The following is a 14,395-nucleotide window of genomic DNA, read 5'->3' as shown; positions in this document are numbered from 1 at the left end:
AATGTTTGTGAAGCGCGTTGGGGAGCTAAGTTATTGAATTTCGGGCATAAAAAAACCGGACACTAGGCCCGGTTCTTCAAATAAGGTGGTTTCAGGCAGCGGTAAATTCTACCGGATAGGGCAGGGCAGCCTGGCTGACCTGAAGATCGGTCAGGGTTTCGCGCACCACTTGCTTGGCAAGGCAGGCGCATTTGCCGCATTGGCTGGCGACATTGGTCGCGGCTCGAACTTCCTTGTAGCTGCAGCATCCTTCATAGATCGCATCGCGGATCTGTCCATCGGTCACGCCGACACAAAGACACACATACATAAAGTCGGACCATCGCTGGTTGAGATGGATTGGAGCTTAATGGTAATGAGAATGCTTGTCAAAAGACTTTCTGAGAGGGCCGTGCTTGAGCGACCGGCGGTTGGATTCGGCCTGTCATGAGAAGCCGTGTATGATGGTCAGCCTTTGTTGGATGTCGGGCAGGCCCGTCTGGCCCGGCAAACGGTTTTTCACCCTCATCAGGAGATAACAATGAGCGTACTCGTTGGTAAACAAGCCCCCGACTTCACCGTTCCAGCTGTGCTGGGCAACGGCGAAATCGTCGACAGCTTCAACCTGGCCTCGGCCATCAAGGGCAAGTACGGCCTGGTGTTCTTCTACCCGCTGGACTTCACCTTCGTCTGCCCGTCCGAGCTGATCGCCCTGGACAACCGCATCCCTGACTTCCAGGCGCGCAACGTGGAAGTGATCGGCGTTTCGATCGACTCGCACTTCACCCACAACGCCTGGCGTAACACCCCGGTCAACAACGGCGGCATCGGCCAGGTGAAGTACACCCTGGCTGCCGACATGACCCACGAAATCTGCAAAGCCTACGACGTTGAGTCCGAAGGCGGCGTGGCCTTCCGTGGCGCCTTCCTGATCGACACCAACGGTGTTGTCCGTTCGCAGATCATCAACGACCTGCCACTGGGCCGTAACATGGACGAGCTGCTGCGTCTGGTCGACGCCCTGCAATTCCACGAAGAGCACGGCGAAGTCTGCCCTGCCAACTGGAAAAAAGGCGACAAAGGCATGAACGCTTCGCCAGAAGGCGTTGCTGCATACCTGAGCGAGAACGCTGGCAAGCTGTAATTGCCGAGCGCATAAAAAACCGGCCCTGGTGGCCGGTTTTTTTGTGCCTGCATGTTGGGACCGCTTTGCGGCCCCAAAATCTCAACTCAGTCGTTGAAATCGCGCCAGCCGCCCATTTCCTTCCAGCGGTTGACGATGCCGCAGAACAGCTCGGCGGTCTTCTCGGTGTCGTAGCGCGCCGAATGCGCCTCACGCCCGTCAAAGTCGATGTCGGCACTCTGGCAGGCCCGCGCCAGTACGGTCTGGCCATAGGCCAGGCCAGCGAGGGTGGCGGTGTCGAAGCTGGAGAACGGGTGGAAGGGGTTGCGCTTGAGGTCGTTGCGGTTGACCGCGGCATTGAGGAAGCCCAGGTCGAAGCTGCTGTTGTGGCCGACCAGGATTGCGCGCTTGCAGCCGTTGGCCTTGAGCGCCTTGCGCACGCCACGGAAGATGTCGGTCAGCGCGCTTTCTTCACTCACAGCCATGCGCAGCGGGTGGTCCAGCTTGATGCCGGTGAACTCCAAGGCGGCAGCCTCGATATTGGCCCCTTCGAACGGCTCCACCCGGTGGAAATAGGTATGTTCCGGGAACAGGAAGCCTTTTTCGTCCATGCCGATGGTGACAGCGGCGATTTCCAGCAGGGCATCGGTGGCGCTATTGAAGCCGCCGGTCTCGACATCCACCACCACAGGCAGGTAGCCACGGAAGCGCTCAGCCATCGGGTGGCGCGAACCGCCGCCGGCCTGGCCGTCCTGATCGTCTTCGTAGAGGTCTTCGCTCACGCGTTGTCCTCCAGCAGGCGCCAGCGCAACTTCTCGCCAGCGCGCAGCGGTATTACCGTCTGCTCGCCAAAGGGCAGGCTTTCGGGTGCGGTCCACTCTTCGCGAACCAGGGTGATGGTGTCGGTGTTCGCTGGCAGGCCATAGAAGGCCGGGCCGTGCACGCTGGCAAAGCCTTCGAGCTTATCCAGCGCATTGCGCTGCTCGAACGCTTCGGCGTACATCTCGATGGCTGCATAAGCGGTGTAGCAACCGGCACAACCACAGGCGGCTTCCTTGGCGTGACGGGCGTGAGGGGCCGAGTCGGTGCCGAGGAAGAATTTGGGGTTGCCACTGGTGGCAGCGTCCAGCAGCGCCACTTGGTGGGTGTTGCGCTTGAGGATCGGCAGGCAGTAGAAGTGCGGGCGAATACCGCCTACCAGCATGTGGTTGCGGTTGTACAGCAGGTGCTGGGCGGTAATGGTCGCGCCGACGTTGGCCGAAGCCTCGGTGACGAACTGCGCGGCATCGCTGGTGGTGATGTGCTCGAACACCACCTTGAGCGTCGGGAAGCGTTCGACCACGCGACGCATGTGTTCGTCGATGAAGCGCTTCTCGCGATCGAATACATCGATTTCGCTGCGCGTCACCTCACCGTGCACCAACAGCGGCATGCCGACTTCGGCCAGCGCTTCGATGGCGGGGAAGATGTTGTCGATGCTGGTCACGCCTGAATCGGAGTTTGTCGTGGCGCCGGCCGGGTAGAGTTTGGCGGCGTACACGATACCGCTGGCCTTGGCCGCGCGGATGTCCTCGGGGCTGGTGCGGTCAGTGAGGTAAAGCACCATCAGGGGTTCGAAACGGCTGCCGGCCGGACGCGCGGCAAGGATGCGCTCACGGTAGGCGCCGGCTTCGACGGCGTTGCGTACCGGCGGTACGAGGTTGGGCATGATGATGGCACGGGCGAAGGTACGCGCCACATCGCCAACGGTATGGGGCAGGACGGCACCATCGCGCAGATGGATGTGCCAGTCGTCGGGACGCAGGAGGGTCAGGCGATCGGACATTGGGGATTCCAGGCGGGTCGAACTCAAGGCTCAATGCTACCGGAAAACCCTGGCCCGAGCACGGCTATCAAGTTTTTCGGGCAGCGTCCGATACCCTGCAGGTAAGCCGTCAGAATTTGTGGAGCCGCCCGTGCGCCAGCGTTACCTAGCCCTGTTGACCCTGTTCGCCAGCCTGCCGGCCGGTGCACTGACTTTCCAGACGCGCATGGAGAACATTGCCTGGCAGGTCGAGGGCGACCAGTTCGAATGCCGGCTGATCCAACCGATCGACGGTTTCGGCAGTGGCGAGTTCGTGCGCCGGGCAGGTGAGCAGCCGGTGTTCCAACTGCGATCACACAGTAATGCGCTGGGCGCCGGTTCAGCCACGTTGCTGGCGGCAGCGGCGCCCTGGCAGCCAGGGCGCGGTGATATCAACCTGGGCGTTGTGCGCCTGGCGCGCAACGGCGTGCTGTTCAGTTCGTCCCAGGGGCAGGCCAGCCGACTGATCAATGGTTTGCTCGATGGCCGCAGCACGGTGGTGCGCAACTACACCGGCGAGGCTGGGCGGGCAATGGAAGTTCGGGTGCTGCCGGTCAGCTTCGCCAAGGCCTATGGCGACTACCAGGCCTGTGCCAGCAAGTTGCTGCCGATGAATTACGATCAAGTGCGCCAGACACAGGTGGGCTTCCCAGGGGGGGGCATCGAGCTGGACGATTCGGCTCGGGCGCGGCTGGACGTGGTGCTCGATTACATGAAGGCCGACCCGACGGTTAACCACATCGAACTCAACGGCCATTCCGACAACAGCGGTAATCGCCTGACCAACCGTGATCTTTCGCGCCGCAGGGCGATGGCCGTGGCGGACTATTTCAAGGCCCATGGCGTGCCGGAAGCGCAGATCACCGTGCGCTTCCACGGCGAGCGCTATCCGCTGGCGAAGAACAACAGTGCCGCCAACCGGGCGCGTAATCGGCGGGTGAATATCGAGCTGGATCGGGTGGCGGTGGTTGAGAAGCCGGTCGAGAAGGCGGCTGAAACGCCAGCGCCTGTGCCTGCACCTGCATCCGCTGCGAAATAACACCATTGGCAGGAACGCTGTGGCAGCCGGCAAGGCAGCCACACAGTACGTCGCGCCTTCGACAATTACTGTCGCTTTGTCGTCAGAAGCTGTCGCCCCACTGTAAATTTTTCCGCAACGCCGTTAGAATCGACCCCTTTCCGTACAACCCCGTGGAGTGATGGCATGGCGGACGTAAATAAGGTCGTACTGGCGTATTCCGGCGGCCTTGATACTTCGGTGATTCTCAAGTGGCTGCAGGATACCTACAACTGCGAAGTGGTGACCTTCACCGCTGACCTGGGTCAGGGCGAAGAGGTCGAGCCGGCCCGTGCCAAGGCACAGGCGATGGGTGTGAAAGAGATCTACATCGACGACCTGCGCGAAGAATTCGTGCGTGATTTCGTGTTCCCGATGTTCCGCGCCAACACCGTCTACGAAGGCGAGTACCTGCTGGGTACCTCCATCGCCCGTCCGCTGATCGCCAAGCGCCTGATCGAAATCGCCAACGAAACCGGCGCCGACGCCATTTCCCACGGTGCAACCGGTAAAGGCAACGACCAGGTTCGTTTCGAACTGGGCGCCTATGCGCTCAAGCCGGGCGTCAAGGTCATCGCCCCTTGGCGTGAGTGGGACTTGCTGTCCCGCGAGAAGCTGATGGACTACGCCGAGAAGCACGGTATCCCGATCGAGCGTCATGGCAAGAAGAAATCGCCGTACTCGATGGACGCCAACCTGCTGCACATCTCCTACGAAGGCGGTGTCCTGGAAGATACCTGGACCGAGCACGAAGAAGACATGTGGCGTTGGAGCGTCTCTCCGGAAAACGCCCCGGACCAGGCTACCTACCTCGAACTGACCTACCGCAACGGTGACATCGTCGCCATCGATGGTGTCGAGAAGTCGCCGGCCACCGTCCTGGCCGACCTGAACCGCATCGGCGGCGCCAACGGCATCGGCCGTCTGGACATCGTCGAGAACCGTTACGTCGGCATGAAGTCCCGTGGCTGCTACGAGACGCCTGGCGGGACCATCATGCTGCGCGCCCACCGTGCGATCGAGTCGATCACCCTGGACCGCGAAGTCGCTCACCTGAAAGATGAGCTGATGCCGAAATACGCCAGCCTGATCTACACCGGTTACTGGTGGAGCCCGGAGCGTGTGATGCTGCAGCAGATGATCGACGCTTCGCAGGTCAACGTGAATGGCGTAGTACGCCTGAAACTGTACAAGGGCAATGTCACCGTTGTCGGCCGCAAGTCGGACGACTCGCTGTTCGATGCCAACATCGCGACCTTCGAGGAAGATGGCGGCGCCTACAACCAGGCGGACGCTGCCGGCTTCATCAAGCTCAATGCACTGCGCATGCGCATTGCCGCCAACAAGGGCCGTTCGCTGCTCTGAGTACTGGCACGCGTTGCACGAACCCCGGCTCAGGCCGGGGTTTTTTTTTGTGGCGCTATCCAAATGGCCTTCAAGCTCTACGATTGGCGGTACCTTCCTCAAGTGCGCTGATGGACAGGCGTGCGCATTGGCGCTTCTCCAGATTAAGGAAGTGCCAGGTACGCGTTGATGCCGGCGCTTGAGCGAGGGCCACGAGGATGTGCTGTTCCAGCCGGTGTTGTGCATCGGGGCCGGAAAAGATAACGGTAACCGGCTCGAGTGCATCGGTGTCCGGGCTGTCGTTAGTTGCTCTTTTTAGACCTGGGTTATAGAACGACTTGTAATTGAAGTTCAGGGTTAGAAAGAACAGCGCAGTAAGGAAAAACGGAAAGCCCACCAGAAACCAAGTATAGAGGCTCTGGCTGGATTCGCTGAGGAACGGCAGTGTCGCAAGTGCGGATGCTTCGATAATCCCCGCGAAGATAGCAATGATCGTCAGCGGGGCGACAGGTTGTGCTTCGGGCATGATGGCTGTCTCCTGCGGTTTTGCTCATCATTACCGTGCTGCGGCGCTTAACTGAAGGCTGCAGTGTTTCCCGCCTGAGCACTTTCTGATGAACAACCTCGTACCTGAATTTTTCGCCTCATTGAAGTGGCATATTCCGCGCGTGGAAGTTTGTTTTCAGTGGCTTCAGTCGATTGAATCCGCGATGCGGTTTCTTGTGAGTCTTTAACCTTGCGGTTAGCGCTGTGCGAAGTTTTGTGTAGGAAATTTCTGTAAGTGTTGTAGGGCTCGTCTATTCATGAGTTTCATTGGCAAATCGTCGCGCCACGAAGCGTTCTGTCGGTTATCGTGGCGTGCCATAGCAAAAATAAATGAATGAATGGATATCACATGAATAAAGTCCTTATCGTGGATGACCATCCGGTCATACGCCTAGCCGTACGTATGCTGATGGAGCGGCATGGGTATGACGTCGTTGCGGAAACCGATAACGGCGTGGCCGCCTTGCAACTGACGCGTGAACACCTGCCCGATATCGTCGTGCTCGACATCGGTATTCCAAAACTGGATGGCCTTGAAGTCATCGCCCGCATGGCCGCCTTCAGCCCAGGCAGCAAAGTGCTGGTGCTCACCTCGCAGGTGCCTGGAAACTTCTCGATGCGTTGCATGCAAGCGGGGGCGGCGGGTTATGTGTGCAAACAACAGGAGCTGACCGAATTGCTTAGCGCCATAAAGGCCGTGCTGTCAGGCTACAGCTATTTCCCTAATCAGGCCTTGCATGCCTCACGGGGTAGGGGAGGTGGTAGCGAGACGGACATGGTCAACCGCCTCTCGGCCCGGGAAATGACGGTCTTGCAACAGCTGTCGCGCGGTCGGTCCAACAAGGAAATTGCCGACAGCATGTTCCTCAGCAACAAGACCGTCAGCACGTACAAGTCACGCTTGTTGCTCAAGCTCAACGCCCGGTCGCTGGTAGACCTGATCGAGCTTGCGCAGCGTCACGGTTTGAACTGAGCGCCGCAATGCAAAGCCTCCCAGGGCAGGCTTTGCATTGCGCTACAGATCGTAGTCGAAATCGGCCAGTTGCTTCTGCAGGCGTCGCTCTTCCAGCAGGTTGTCGATGGTGCGGCGTTTGCTCAGGTTGGTCTTTGCAGTCTCTACCTGGGGCTCCGCTTCATCATCTGCGGCAACAAAATCATCTTCGATTGACAGGTCGTCTTTATCGGCACTCATGAGTCGCTCCAAGCCAAAGGGCCATTGGCCGTCCTTATAACCAGAAAGCTGACGCTGGTAAAAAAGATTTTTTCAATCGTACCGGGTGGTTTTTCGCTATCGGCTCAATCGTCAGACGTCTTCTGCTTGTATTCGCACAGGTCCTCGATTCGGCAACTCCCGCAGCGGGGCTTGCGTGCCTGGCATACGTAGCGCCCATGCAGGATGAGCCAATGATGGGCATCGAGCAGGTATTCCTTGGGCACGAACTTGACCAGCTTCTTCTCGACCTCCAGCACGGTTTTGCCCGGTGCGATACCGGTGCGGTTACTGACCCTGAAAATATGGGTGTCCACTGCCATGGTCGGCTGCCGGAACGCCGTGTTGAGTACCACATTGGCCGTCTTGCGGCCCACCCCTGGCAGCGCTTCGAGTGCTTCTCGGGTTTGTGGCACTTGGCTGTCATGGCGCTCTATCAGCAGCCTGCAAGCCTCGATCACGTTCTTGGCTTTGCTGTTGTAGAGGCCAATGGTCTTGATGTAATTGCTCAGCCCTTCGACGCCCAGGGCGTAGATCGCCTCTGGGGTATTGGCGACCGGGAACAGGCGCGCGGTGGCCTTGTTGACGCCTACGTCAGTGGATTGCGCTGACAGCGTGACGGCAACAAGCAGTTCAAACGGTGTGGTATAGGCCAGTTCCGTCTTGGGGTCAGGATTGTCTTCGTGAAGCCTGCGAAAGATCTCCAGGCGTTTTGCGGCATTCATGGAATCAGGGCTTTCCTTGACGACGTGGGTGGGCAGAGCCCGGACGCAGGTGATTGTACAAGGCCAACAGCACGCCGAGCAGTAGCAGGGCGCCAGGGGCGACACTGGCAAGGTGCACGCCCAAGCCTTCGGTCAGCCCTTGACGGCAGGCGCCGAGCAGCAGGCAGGCGGCCAGCAGGCCCGCCAGGTGCACCAGCAGTGCGTGCCAACGGCCTTCATGCGGTAGCAGGCGGTCTGCTGCCAGGCACTGCAGGCACAGTAGGGCCGGATACGGGCCCAGTAACAGCGCCGTTGGCAGCAGCCAGGCACGCAGTGCCAACTGCAGGCAGCAGGCCAGGGCAGCCAAAAGCAGCAGGCTTGCCAGCACGTATGCCGCACCGTTCAGGCGGCTGCGCAACGGCATCAGCCCTACTTGATGCAGGCCGAGCATCATGACCGCGCACACGCCTATGGCAGCGGCCAAGGGCAGCGTTTGCGTGGCACCGAGCAGGGGGGCAAGGCTGGCGGCCAGCAAGTAGCCCCTATTCATGGTCGAGCTCCCCGAGCAATACGTGACGGTGCTCATCGAAATAGCGTAGGGCATCTTGTATTGCCTCGATAACCGCGCGTGAGGTTACTGTCGCGCCCGCCAGTTGGTCGAAATCGCCCTGGTCCCGCTTCAATGCCCAGCGATCACTCAGGCGGTGTTCGGCAAACTGCGCCAGCCAGTTCGCTTGCGGGTCGGCAAGGCGTCCGCCCAGCCCAGGGCTTTCCTGCTGCTCGACCACCTGGCTACCGATCAGGCGCCCGTCCGGTGCGATGGCGATGCTTAACACGATTGGCCCGGCATAGCCTTGGGCATGGGTAACCAGGACGATGGCGCTAGGCTTGCCCACCAGCGTTGCGCGGTAGGCTGCCATGATGCGGCTGTGTGCAAGTGGCGAGCCGGGCCTGGGCAGCGGAGCATCCAGCGGCTGGTTGTCGTAACTGCCCTCGGGCAATACCGCGAGTCTCTGGCGACTTTGCAGCTGTTTTTCGGCTTCGCGGATGGACGGGGTTGTCCACGTGCGCCAGACCAGCGTCGTCGACAACGCCAGTGCAGCTGTCACCAGCAGCAGCCCTGCTGAACGCACCCGGCGGTTCACCGGTCAGCCCGCTGGCGGCGCAGGGCCAGCCGTTCGAGGCTGGGGACCGTGAGGTTCATCAGCAGGATGGCGAACGCCGTGCCGTCGGGGTAACTGCCCCAGGTGCGGATCAGGTAGATCAGCAGGCCCGCACCAAAGCCGAATACCAGCTTGGCCCCTTCGCTTCTGGGGCCGGAGACAGGCTCGGTGGCAATGAAAAAGGCGGCCAGCATGGTCGAGCCAGAAAACAGGTGCAGCAAGGGGGAGCCATTGGAGTCCGAGCCTGACCCGTTCCAGGCCAGCAGGCTGAACAGCGACAACCCCACCAGCAAACCCACTGGCGCGTGCCAACTGAACACCTTGCGCTGCAACAGAAACAAGCCACCGAGCAAAAAGGCCAGATTGACCCATTCACCACCGCGCCCGCCGATGCTGCCAAAGCCCGGGTGGCTGGCGAACAGCTCGTCGAGGGTCAGGCTGCGGTTATGGCGCAGGCCATCGAGGATTGTCGGTTGTGCCCAGGCATCGATGTGCTCACCGCCACCCAATACCTGTTGCAGGCTCTCGAACAGGCCTGATGGCTGTCCTGGCCACTGGTTCATCTGCAAGGGAAAGCTCAGCAACACAAAGGCAAAACCAACCATGGCCGGGTTGAACAGGTTGCGTCCGACACCGCCAAAAGCCTGTTTACCCACCCCGATAGCCGCTACAGCGGCGACCACGGGCAGCCACCCTGGGGCCTGGGTAGGCAGTGCGGCCGCCAGCAGCACGGCGGTCACCAGTGCGCTGCCGTCGTTCAGTGCGACGCTGACAGGCTGGCCACGCAGCTTCACTAACAGCGCCTCGCAGAGCAGCGCTGCACTGGCGCACAGCAGCAGATTGCAGAGCAGCCCCCAGCCCTGCAACCACAATAGCGTCAGTAAACCAGGTGCACAGGCCAGTAGCACCAGGCCCATGCTCGTACGCAGGCGTGGGTCAGGCTTCGCCATGATCGCGCTCGTACTCTCGGGGCTGGGGGTGTTGAATCCGCTTCATTGTGCGAAGAGTCCGTTGAAACCGGAAAATGCCATGGCCATTACCCCGGCGCCAAGCAGTTCTATGGGCAGGCCGCGCAGGGCGCCGGGTATGTCGGCCTGTGCGCTGCGCTGGCGCAGGTCCGCGAACAGGGCCAGTGCAAGCCACAAGCCGCCCCCTGCCAGCAAGCCCTTGGTCAGTGTCGAAAGCCAGGTGGTGTCGTTGCCTGCCTCTTCCAGAGCCAGCCCCAGCACGGTGGCGTTACACAGCAGCAGCCCGGTCAGGTCGGCCACAGGCCAGCCAGGGCGTAGCCTTGTCAGTGCCCACGGCACTGCGAATGCCAGCAACGCCAGCCAGGGCAGCAACAGGAACAGGCTGAGGTCGTGGATCTGCCAAGGGTCGAGCACCAGCCACCTCAGCAGGTGAGCGCCGATCAGCCCCAGCGCAATGGACAGGGCGCATGCCAGGCCGAGCACATGCAAGCGCAGCTGAGAAGTCGGCTGCTGCTGCAGGCACAGATGATTGACCAGCGTAGCGCTGATCAGAACCAGAACGTAGTCACTCATGAACTGACGATAGCCGGGAATCGTGGCGATTGTCCGGCATTGAGCGGGAGAGGGAACTGCCCCGGCACTGAGGCCGGGGCAGGGGGGCTTACTTGATGCGCTGGCCTGGCTTGGCGCCGCTGTCCGGGCTGAGCAGGTAGATTTCTTCACCGCCAGGGCCGGCGGCCATGACCATGCCTTCAGAGACGCCAAAGCGCATTTTCCGAGGCTTGAGGTTGGCTACCATCATGGTCAGGCGGCCTTCCAGCTTGGACGGGTCGGGGTAGGCCGACTTGATGCCGGAGAACACGTTGCGCTGCTCGTCACCGATGTCCAGCGTCAGTTGCAACAGCTTGTCGGCACCGGGTACGGCCTGGGCCTTGACGATCAGCGCCACGCGCAGGTCGACGGCGGCAAAGGTATCGAATTCGATTTCCGCCGACAGCGGGTCCTTGGTCAGCTCGCCATTGCCTGCCGGGGCCTGGGCCTGGGCTCCAGCCGCCAGCAGGTCTTCCTTGCTGGCAGCGACCATGGCGTCGACCTTGGCCGGTTCGATGCGGCTCATCAGTGCCTTGAAGGCGTTCAGGCGGTGGTTTTCCAGGCGCGACTGGTGGTCGTTCCAGGTCAGTGGCGCGACATTGAGGAAAGCCTCGGCATCGGCGGCCAGCACCGGCAGTACCGGCTTGAGGAAGATCACCAACTGGCGGAACAGGTTGACGCCCTGGGCGCAGATGGCCTGAACCTCATCCTGTTTACCTTCCTGCTTGGCCAGCGACCAAGGTGCCTTGTCGGCGATCCAGGCGTTGGCGCGGTCGGCCAGGGCCATGATTTCGCGCATCGCGCGGGCGAAGTCACGGCTCTCGTAGGCTTCGGCGATGGAAGGCGCGGCGGCCAGGAAGGCTTCGGTCAACTCGGGCGCAGCATCACCGGCTACCAGTACGCCTTCGTTACCTTTGTGAATGAAACCGGCGCAACGGCTGGCGATATTGACCACCTTGCCGACCAGGTCGGAGTTGACCTTCTGCACGAAGTCTTCCAGGTTCAGGTCCAGGTCATCGACGCCACGGCCCAGTTTGGCCGCGTAGTAGTAACGCAGGTATTCCGGCTGCAGGTGATCCAGGTAGGTGCGGGCCTTGATGAAGGTGCCGCGCGACTTGGACATCTTGGCGCCGTTGACGGTCAGGTAGCCGTGCACGTTGACCGCAGTCGGTTTGCGGAAGCCCGCGCCTTCAAGCATGGCTGGCCAGAACAGGGCGTGGAAGTTAACGATGTCCTTGCCGATGAAGTGGTACAGCTCGGCCTTGGAGTCTTCTTTCCAGAAGGCATCGAAGTCCAGCTCCGGGCGGCGCGCGCAAAGGTTCTTGAAGCTGGCCATGTAGCCGATTGGCGCATCCAGCCAGACGTAGAAATATTTGCCTGGCTCGCCCGGGATTTCAAAGCCGAAATACGGCGCGTCGCGGGAGATGTCCCACTCCTGCAGGCCCGAGTCCAGCCATTCGGCCAGCTTGTTGGCAACGGCTTCATGCAAGGTGCCGCTGCGGGTCCACTGCTGCAGCATGGTCTGGAAATCGGGCAGCTTGAAGAAGAAGTGCTGGGAATCACGCAGCACCGGAGTGGCGCCGGAGATGGCCGACTTGGGGTTCTTCAGCTCGGTCGGGGCGTAGGTCGCGCCGCACTTTTCGCAGTTGTCGCCGTACTGGTCTTCGGCCGCGCACTTGGGGCAGGTGCCCTTGATGAAACGGTCGGCCAGGAACATGCCCTTTTCAGGGTCGTAGTACTGGGTCACCGAACGGGTGGCAATGTGCCCGGCTTCACGCAGGCGCGTGTAGATCATGCCGGACAGCTCACGGTTCTCTTCGCTGTGGGTCGAGTGGAAATTGTCGAAATCCACCAGGAAGTCGGCGAAGTCGCCGCTGTGCTCGGCCTGGACGTTGGCGATCAACTGCTCAGGGGTGATGCCTTCCTTTTCGGCGCGCAGCATGATGGCCGAGCCGTGGGCGTCGTCGGCGCAGACGTAGATGCACTGGTTGCCGCGTAGTTTCTGGAAACGGACCCACATGTCTGTCTGGATGTACTCGAGCATATGGCCAAGGTGGATCGATCCATTGGCATAGGGCAAGGCGCTGGTGACGAGAATCTGACGTGGCTCGGACATGGTGGCTCGGCTACTTATCTGGCTACGGGGTAAAAATGAGGGTGATCGGCCACTATAAAGGGCTGGCGAAGATATTTCACCCCACAGACGCACCTGCTGACGATTGACGGGTTAGGATAGGCGCCTGTTTTACATTCAGTTTGCCAATGGGAGTCTCCATGAGTGCCGTCACCCGTGCCGCCATCGAAGGCGTGCTTCGCCAGTACACCGACCCCTACCTGAACCAGGATCCAGTCAGCGCAGGTTGTGTGCGCGCCGTCGATATCCAGGGCGGGCAGGTCAATGTGCAGTTGCAACTGGGGTATGCCGCAGGGTTGTTCAAGAACGGCTGGGCCCAGGTACTGCAGACAGCGATCGGCAACCTGGAAGGCGTCAGCAGCGCCCAGGTGTCGATCGACTGCGTGGTCGCCGCGCACAAGGCTCAGGCGCAGGTGCCGGCCATGGCCAACGTCAAGAACATCATCGCCGTGGCCTCGGGCAAGGGTGGCGTCGGCAAGTCGACCACTGCCGCCAACCTGGCCTTGGCCCTGGCCCGTGAAGGCGCCCGGGTCGGTATTCTCGACGCGGATATCTATGGCCCTAGCCAGGGCGTGATGTTCGGTATCGCTGAAGGCACTCGGCCACAGATTCGCGAGCAGAAGTGGTTCGTGCCGATCAAGGCGCATGGTGTGGAAGTCATGTCCATGGCGTTTCTCACCGACGACAACACGCCGATGGTGTGGCGTGGCCCGATGGTGTCCGGCGCGTTGCTGCAACTGGTGACCCAGACCGCCTGGGATGACCTCGACTACCTGGTGATCGACATGCCGCCAGGCACGGGTGACATCCAGTTGACCCTGGCGCAGAAGGTACCGGTGGCCGGCTCGGTGATCGTCACCACGCCGCAGGACCTGGCCCTGCTGGACGCCAAGAAGGGCGTGGAGATGTTCCGCAAGGTCAATATCCCGGTGCTGGGTGTGGTGGAGAACATGGCCGTGCACATCTGTTCGAACTGCGGCCATGCCGAGCACCTGTTCGGCGAAGGCGGCGGTGAGAAACTGGCGGCCCAGTATGGCGTCGACCTGCTGGCGTCGCTGCCGTTGTCGATGCTGATCCGCGAACAGGCCGACAGTGGCAAGCCAACGGCGATTGCCGAGCCCGAAAGCCAGATCGCCATGGTCTATCAGGAATTGGCCCGTCAGGTGGGCGCGCGCATCGTGCTGCAGGAAGCAGCGGCACCGGCGATGCCGAACATTACCATCAGCGAAGACTGACCAGAGACCGCGTCGCCTGCTTTGCGGGTAAGCCCGCTCCTACAGGTACACCACAGGCCTGTAGGCGCGGTTTTACCCGCGAAGAAGGCAGCGCCGGTTCAGCCAGGCATAAAAAAACCCGCCAGAAGGCGGGTTTTTTGAAAGCTAGAAAGCTTAGATCGACTTAGGCGATCTGAACTTCTTCAGCCTGCATGCCTTTCTGGCCGCGGGTAGCGACGAAAGTAACAGCTTGGCCTTCTTTCAGGGTCTTGAAGCCGTCAGCTTGGATGGCTTTGAAGTGCACGAACAGGTCGTCACCCGACTGAGGGGTGATGAAGCCGTAGCCTTTCTCGTCGTTGAACCACTTAACGGTACCGTTTTGACGGTTGGACATGTTTCTGTCTCCTTGGACAAAGTTGATAACGGTCAGGAAAATCCCTGCCCGGGACTGAGTGCAAAGAGAGCAGAAAATTCAGAGATGGGCCGATCAGGATCGTGCATCAAACTAGAGATTCTCGG

The 14,395-nt window shown here is 60.8% G+C and carries 17 protein-coding genes; 5 read left to right on the top strand and 12 right to left on the bottom strand.

The window, feature by feature from the left end; translation table 11 throughout:
- Nucleotides 1-91 precede the first annotated feature (91 nt).
- Entirely contained in the window at nucleotides 92-310 is a 219-nt protein-coding gene (locus ACSSU5_RS05110) for a bacterioferritin-associated ferredoxin (protein ID WP_264311868.1), read from the bottom strand.
- Nucleotides 311-520: 210 nt separating this feature from the next.
- Between ACSSU5_RS05110 and ACSSU5_RS05105 the strand changes: the two genes are divergently transcribed.
- Nucleotides 521-1,123 (top strand): peroxiredoxin, encoded by a 603-nt coding sequence (locus tag ACSSU5_RS05105; protein WP_008099573.1) that lies wholly within the window; start codon nucleotides 521-523, stop codon nucleotides 1,121-1,123.
- A gap of 86 nt (nucleotides 1,124-1,209) precedes the next feature.
- Here the strand turns inward: ACSSU5_RS05105 and rnt are convergent, their stop codons facing one another.
- A complete protein-coding gene (rnt, locus tag ACSSU5_RS05100; protein ID WP_371097688.1) occupies nucleotides 1,210-1,821 on the bottom strand; it encodes a ribonuclease T in 612 nt (203 codons plus the stop codon).
- Between the two features lie 59 nt (nucleotides 1,822-1,880).
- A complete protein-coding gene (gene pyrC / locus ACSSU5_RS05095; RefSeq protein ID WP_264311870.1) occupies nucleotides 1,881-2,927 on the bottom strand; it encodes a dihydroorotase in 1,047 nt (348 codons plus the stop codon).
- A 130-nt stretch (nucleotides 2,928-3,057) separates the two neighbouring features.
- Between pyrC and ACSSU5_RS05090 the strand changes: the two genes are divergently transcribed.
- Together ACSSU5_RS05090 and ACSSU5_RS05085 are read left to right on the top strand one after the other, a co-directional pair.
- Complete coding sequence (locus tag ACSSU5_RS05090; protein ID WP_492560731.1) at nucleotides 3,058-3,984, top strand: flagellar protein MotY; 927 nt, start codon at nucleotides 3,058-3,060, stop codon at nucleotides 3,982-3,984.
- 165 nt (nucleotides 3,985-4,149) lie between these two features.
- The gene (locus ACSSU5_RS05085; RefSeq protein ID WP_264311872.1) at nucleotides 4,150-5,367 is read left to right on the top strand and encodes an argininosuccinate synthase; all 1,218 of its coding nucleotides are present in this window, start codon (nucleotides 4,150-4,152) and stop codon (nucleotides 5,365-5,367) included.
- Nucleotides 5,368-5,437: 70 nt separating this feature from the next.
- Here the strand turns inward: ACSSU5_RS05085 and ACSSU5_RS05080 are convergent, their stop codons facing one another.
- Entirely contained in the window at nucleotides 5,438-5,872 is a 435-nt protein-coding gene (locus tag ACSSU5_RS05080; protein WP_264311873.1) for a hypothetical protein, read from the bottom strand.
- Nucleotides 5,873-6,241: 369 nt separating this feature from the next.
- Here ACSSU5_RS05080 and ACSSU5_RS05075 point away from each other — a divergent pair, with 369 nt between their 5' ends.
- On the top strand, nucleotides 6,242-6,865 hold the full coding sequence (locus ACSSU5_RS05075) for a response regulator transcription factor (protein WP_264311874.1): 624 nt from the start codon (nucleotides 6,242-6,244) through the stop codon (nucleotides 6,863-6,865).
- A gap of 42 nt (nucleotides 6,866-6,907) precedes the next feature.
- On the opposite strand, the gene ACSSU5_RS05070 is transcribed toward ACSSU5_RS05075, so the two are convergent.
- From ACSSU5_RS05070 to metG, 7 genes are all read right to left on the bottom strand, one after another.
- The gene (locus ACSSU5_RS05070; RefSeq protein ID WP_027594199.1) at nucleotides 6,908-7,084 is read right to left on the bottom strand and encodes a PA3496 family putative envelope integrity protein; all 177 of its coding nucleotides are present in this window, start codon (nucleotides 7,082-7,084) and stop codon (nucleotides 6,908-6,910) included.
- A 104-nt stretch (nucleotides 7,085-7,188) separates the two neighbouring features.
- Nucleotides 7,189-7,827, bottom strand: coding sequence for an endonuclease III (gene nth / locus ACSSU5_RS05065; RefSeq protein ID WP_264311875.1), 639 nt, complete (start codon nucleotides 7,825-7,827; stop codon nucleotides 7,189-7,191).
- A gap of 4 nt (nucleotides 7,828-7,831) precedes the next feature.
- Complete coding sequence (locus ACSSU5_RS05060) at nucleotides 7,832-8,356, bottom strand: NADH:quinone oxidoreductase (protein WP_492560730.1); 525 nt, start codon at nucleotides 8,354-8,356, stop codon at nucleotides 7,832-7,834.
- Complete coding sequence (locus ACSSU5_RS05055; protein ID WP_492560729.1) at nucleotides 8,349-8,951, bottom strand: RnfABCDGE type electron transport complex subunit G; 603 nt, start codon at nucleotides 8,949-8,951, stop codon at nucleotides 8,349-8,351. The genes ACSSU5_RS05060 and ACSSU5_RS05055 overlap by 8 nt, the downstream gene beginning before the upstream one ends.
- Nucleotides 8,948-9,919 carry an RnfABCDGE type electron transport complex subunit D gene (locus ACSSU5_RS05050; protein WP_492560728.1) on the bottom strand — a complete coding sequence of 324 codons (972 nt, stop codon included), beginning with the start codon at nucleotides 9,917-9,919 and terminating at the stop codon, nucleotides 8,948-8,950. Before ACSSU5_RS05050 ends, ACSSU5_RS05055 begins: the two co-directional genes overlap by 4 nt.
- Before the next feature lie 42 nt (nucleotides 9,920-9,961).
- A complete protein-coding gene (locus ACSSU5_RS05045) occupies nucleotides 9,962-10,510 on the bottom strand; it encodes an Rnf-Nqr domain containing protein (RefSeq protein ID WP_492560727.1) in 549 nt (182 codons plus the stop codon).
- Nucleotides 10,511-10,598: 88 nt separating this feature from the next.
- Nucleotides 10,599-12,644 carry a methionine--tRNA ligase gene (gene metG / locus ACSSU5_RS05040; protein WP_492560726.1) on the bottom strand — a complete coding sequence of 682 codons (2,046 nt, stop codon included), beginning with the start codon at nucleotides 12,642-12,644 and terminating at the stop codon, nucleotides 10,599-10,601.
- Nucleotides 12,645-12,802: 158 nt separating this feature from the next.
- On the opposite strand from metG, the gene apbC reads away from it, so the two are divergent.
- Nucleotides 12,803-13,897 carry an iron-sulfur cluster carrier protein ApbC gene (gene apbC, locus ACSSU5_RS05035; RefSeq protein ID WP_264311881.1) on the top strand — a complete coding sequence of 365 codons (1,095 nt, stop codon included), beginning with the start codon at nucleotides 12,803-12,805 and terminating at the stop codon, nucleotides 13,895-13,897.
- Between the two features lie 163 nt (nucleotides 13,898-14,060).
- On the opposite strand, the gene ACSSU5_RS05030 is transcribed toward apbC, so the two are convergent.
- Nucleotides 14,061-14,270 carry a cold-shock protein gene (locus ACSSU5_RS05030; RefSeq protein ID WP_012273869.1) on the bottom strand — a complete coding sequence of 70 codons (210 nt, stop codon included), beginning with the start codon at nucleotides 14,268-14,270 and terminating at the stop codon, nucleotides 14,061-14,063.
- Between the last annotated feature and the right edge of the window lie 125 nt (nucleotides 14,271-14,395).

Source organism: Pseudomonas sp. E1MeOHC2, assembly GCF_058745025.1.
The sequence above is the reverse complement of the archived record's forward strand: the minus strand, read 5'-3'. Positions and strand labels throughout refer to the sequence as shown.

Coding starts and splice junctions, on each gene's coding strand:
- ACSSU5_RS05080 (WP_264311873.1), bottom strand. CDS start 5,872: ATGCCCGAAGCACAACCTGTCGCCCCGCTGACGATCATTGCTATCTTC.
- rnt (WP_371097688.1), bottom strand. CDS start 1,821: ATGGCTGAGCGCTTCCGTGGCTACCTGCCTGTGGTGGTGGATGTCGAG.
- ACSSU5_RS05030 (WP_012273869.1), bottom strand. CDS start 14,270: ATGTCCAACCGTCAAAACGGTACCGTTAAGTGGTTCAACGACGAGAAA.
- ACSSU5_RS05075 (WP_264311874.1), top strand. CDS start 6,242: ATGAATAAAGTCCTTATCGTGGATGACCATCCGGTCATACGCCTAGCC.
- ACSSU5_RS05110 (WP_264311868.1), bottom strand. CDS start 310: ATGTATGTGTGTCTTTGTGTCGGCGTGACCGATGGACAGATCCGCGAT.
- apbC (WP_264311881.1), top strand. CDS start 12,803: ATGAGTGCCGTCACCCGTGCCGCCATCGAAGGCGTGCTTCGCCAGTAC.
- ACSSU5_RS05060 (WP_492560730.1), bottom strand. CDS start 8,356: ATGAATAGGGGCTACTTGCTGGCCGCCAGCCTTGCCCCCCTGCTCGGT.
- ACSSU5_RS05085 (WP_264311872.1), top strand. CDS start 4,150: ATGGCGGACGTAAATAAGGTCGTACTGGCGTATTCCGGCGGCCTTGAT.
- nth (WP_264311875.1), bottom strand. CDS start 7,827: ATGAATGCCGCAAAACGCCTGGAGATCTTTCGCAGGCTTCACGAAGAC.
- metG (WP_492560726.1), bottom strand. CDS start 12,644: ATGTCCGAGCCACGTCAGATTCTCGTCACCAGCGCCTTGCCCTATGCC.
- ACSSU5_RS05050 (WP_492560728.1), bottom strand. CDS start 9,919: ATGGCGAAGCCTGACCCACGCCTGCGTACGAGCATGGGCCTGGTGCTA.
- ACSSU5_RS05105 (WP_008099573.1), top strand. CDS start 521: ATGAGCGTACTCGTTGGTAAACAAGCCCCCGACTTCACCGTTCCAGCT.
- ACSSU5_RS05045 (WP_492560727.1), bottom strand. CDS start 10,510: ATGAGTGACTACGTTCTGGTTCTGATCAGCGCTACGCTGGTCAATCAT.
- pyrC (WP_264311870.1), bottom strand. CDS start 2,927: ATGTCCGATCGCCTGACCCTCCTGCGTCCCGACGACTGGCACATCCAT.
- ACSSU5_RS05070 (WP_027594199.1), bottom strand. CDS start 7,084: ATGAGTGCCGATAAAGACGACCTGTCAATCGAAGATGATTTTGTTGCC.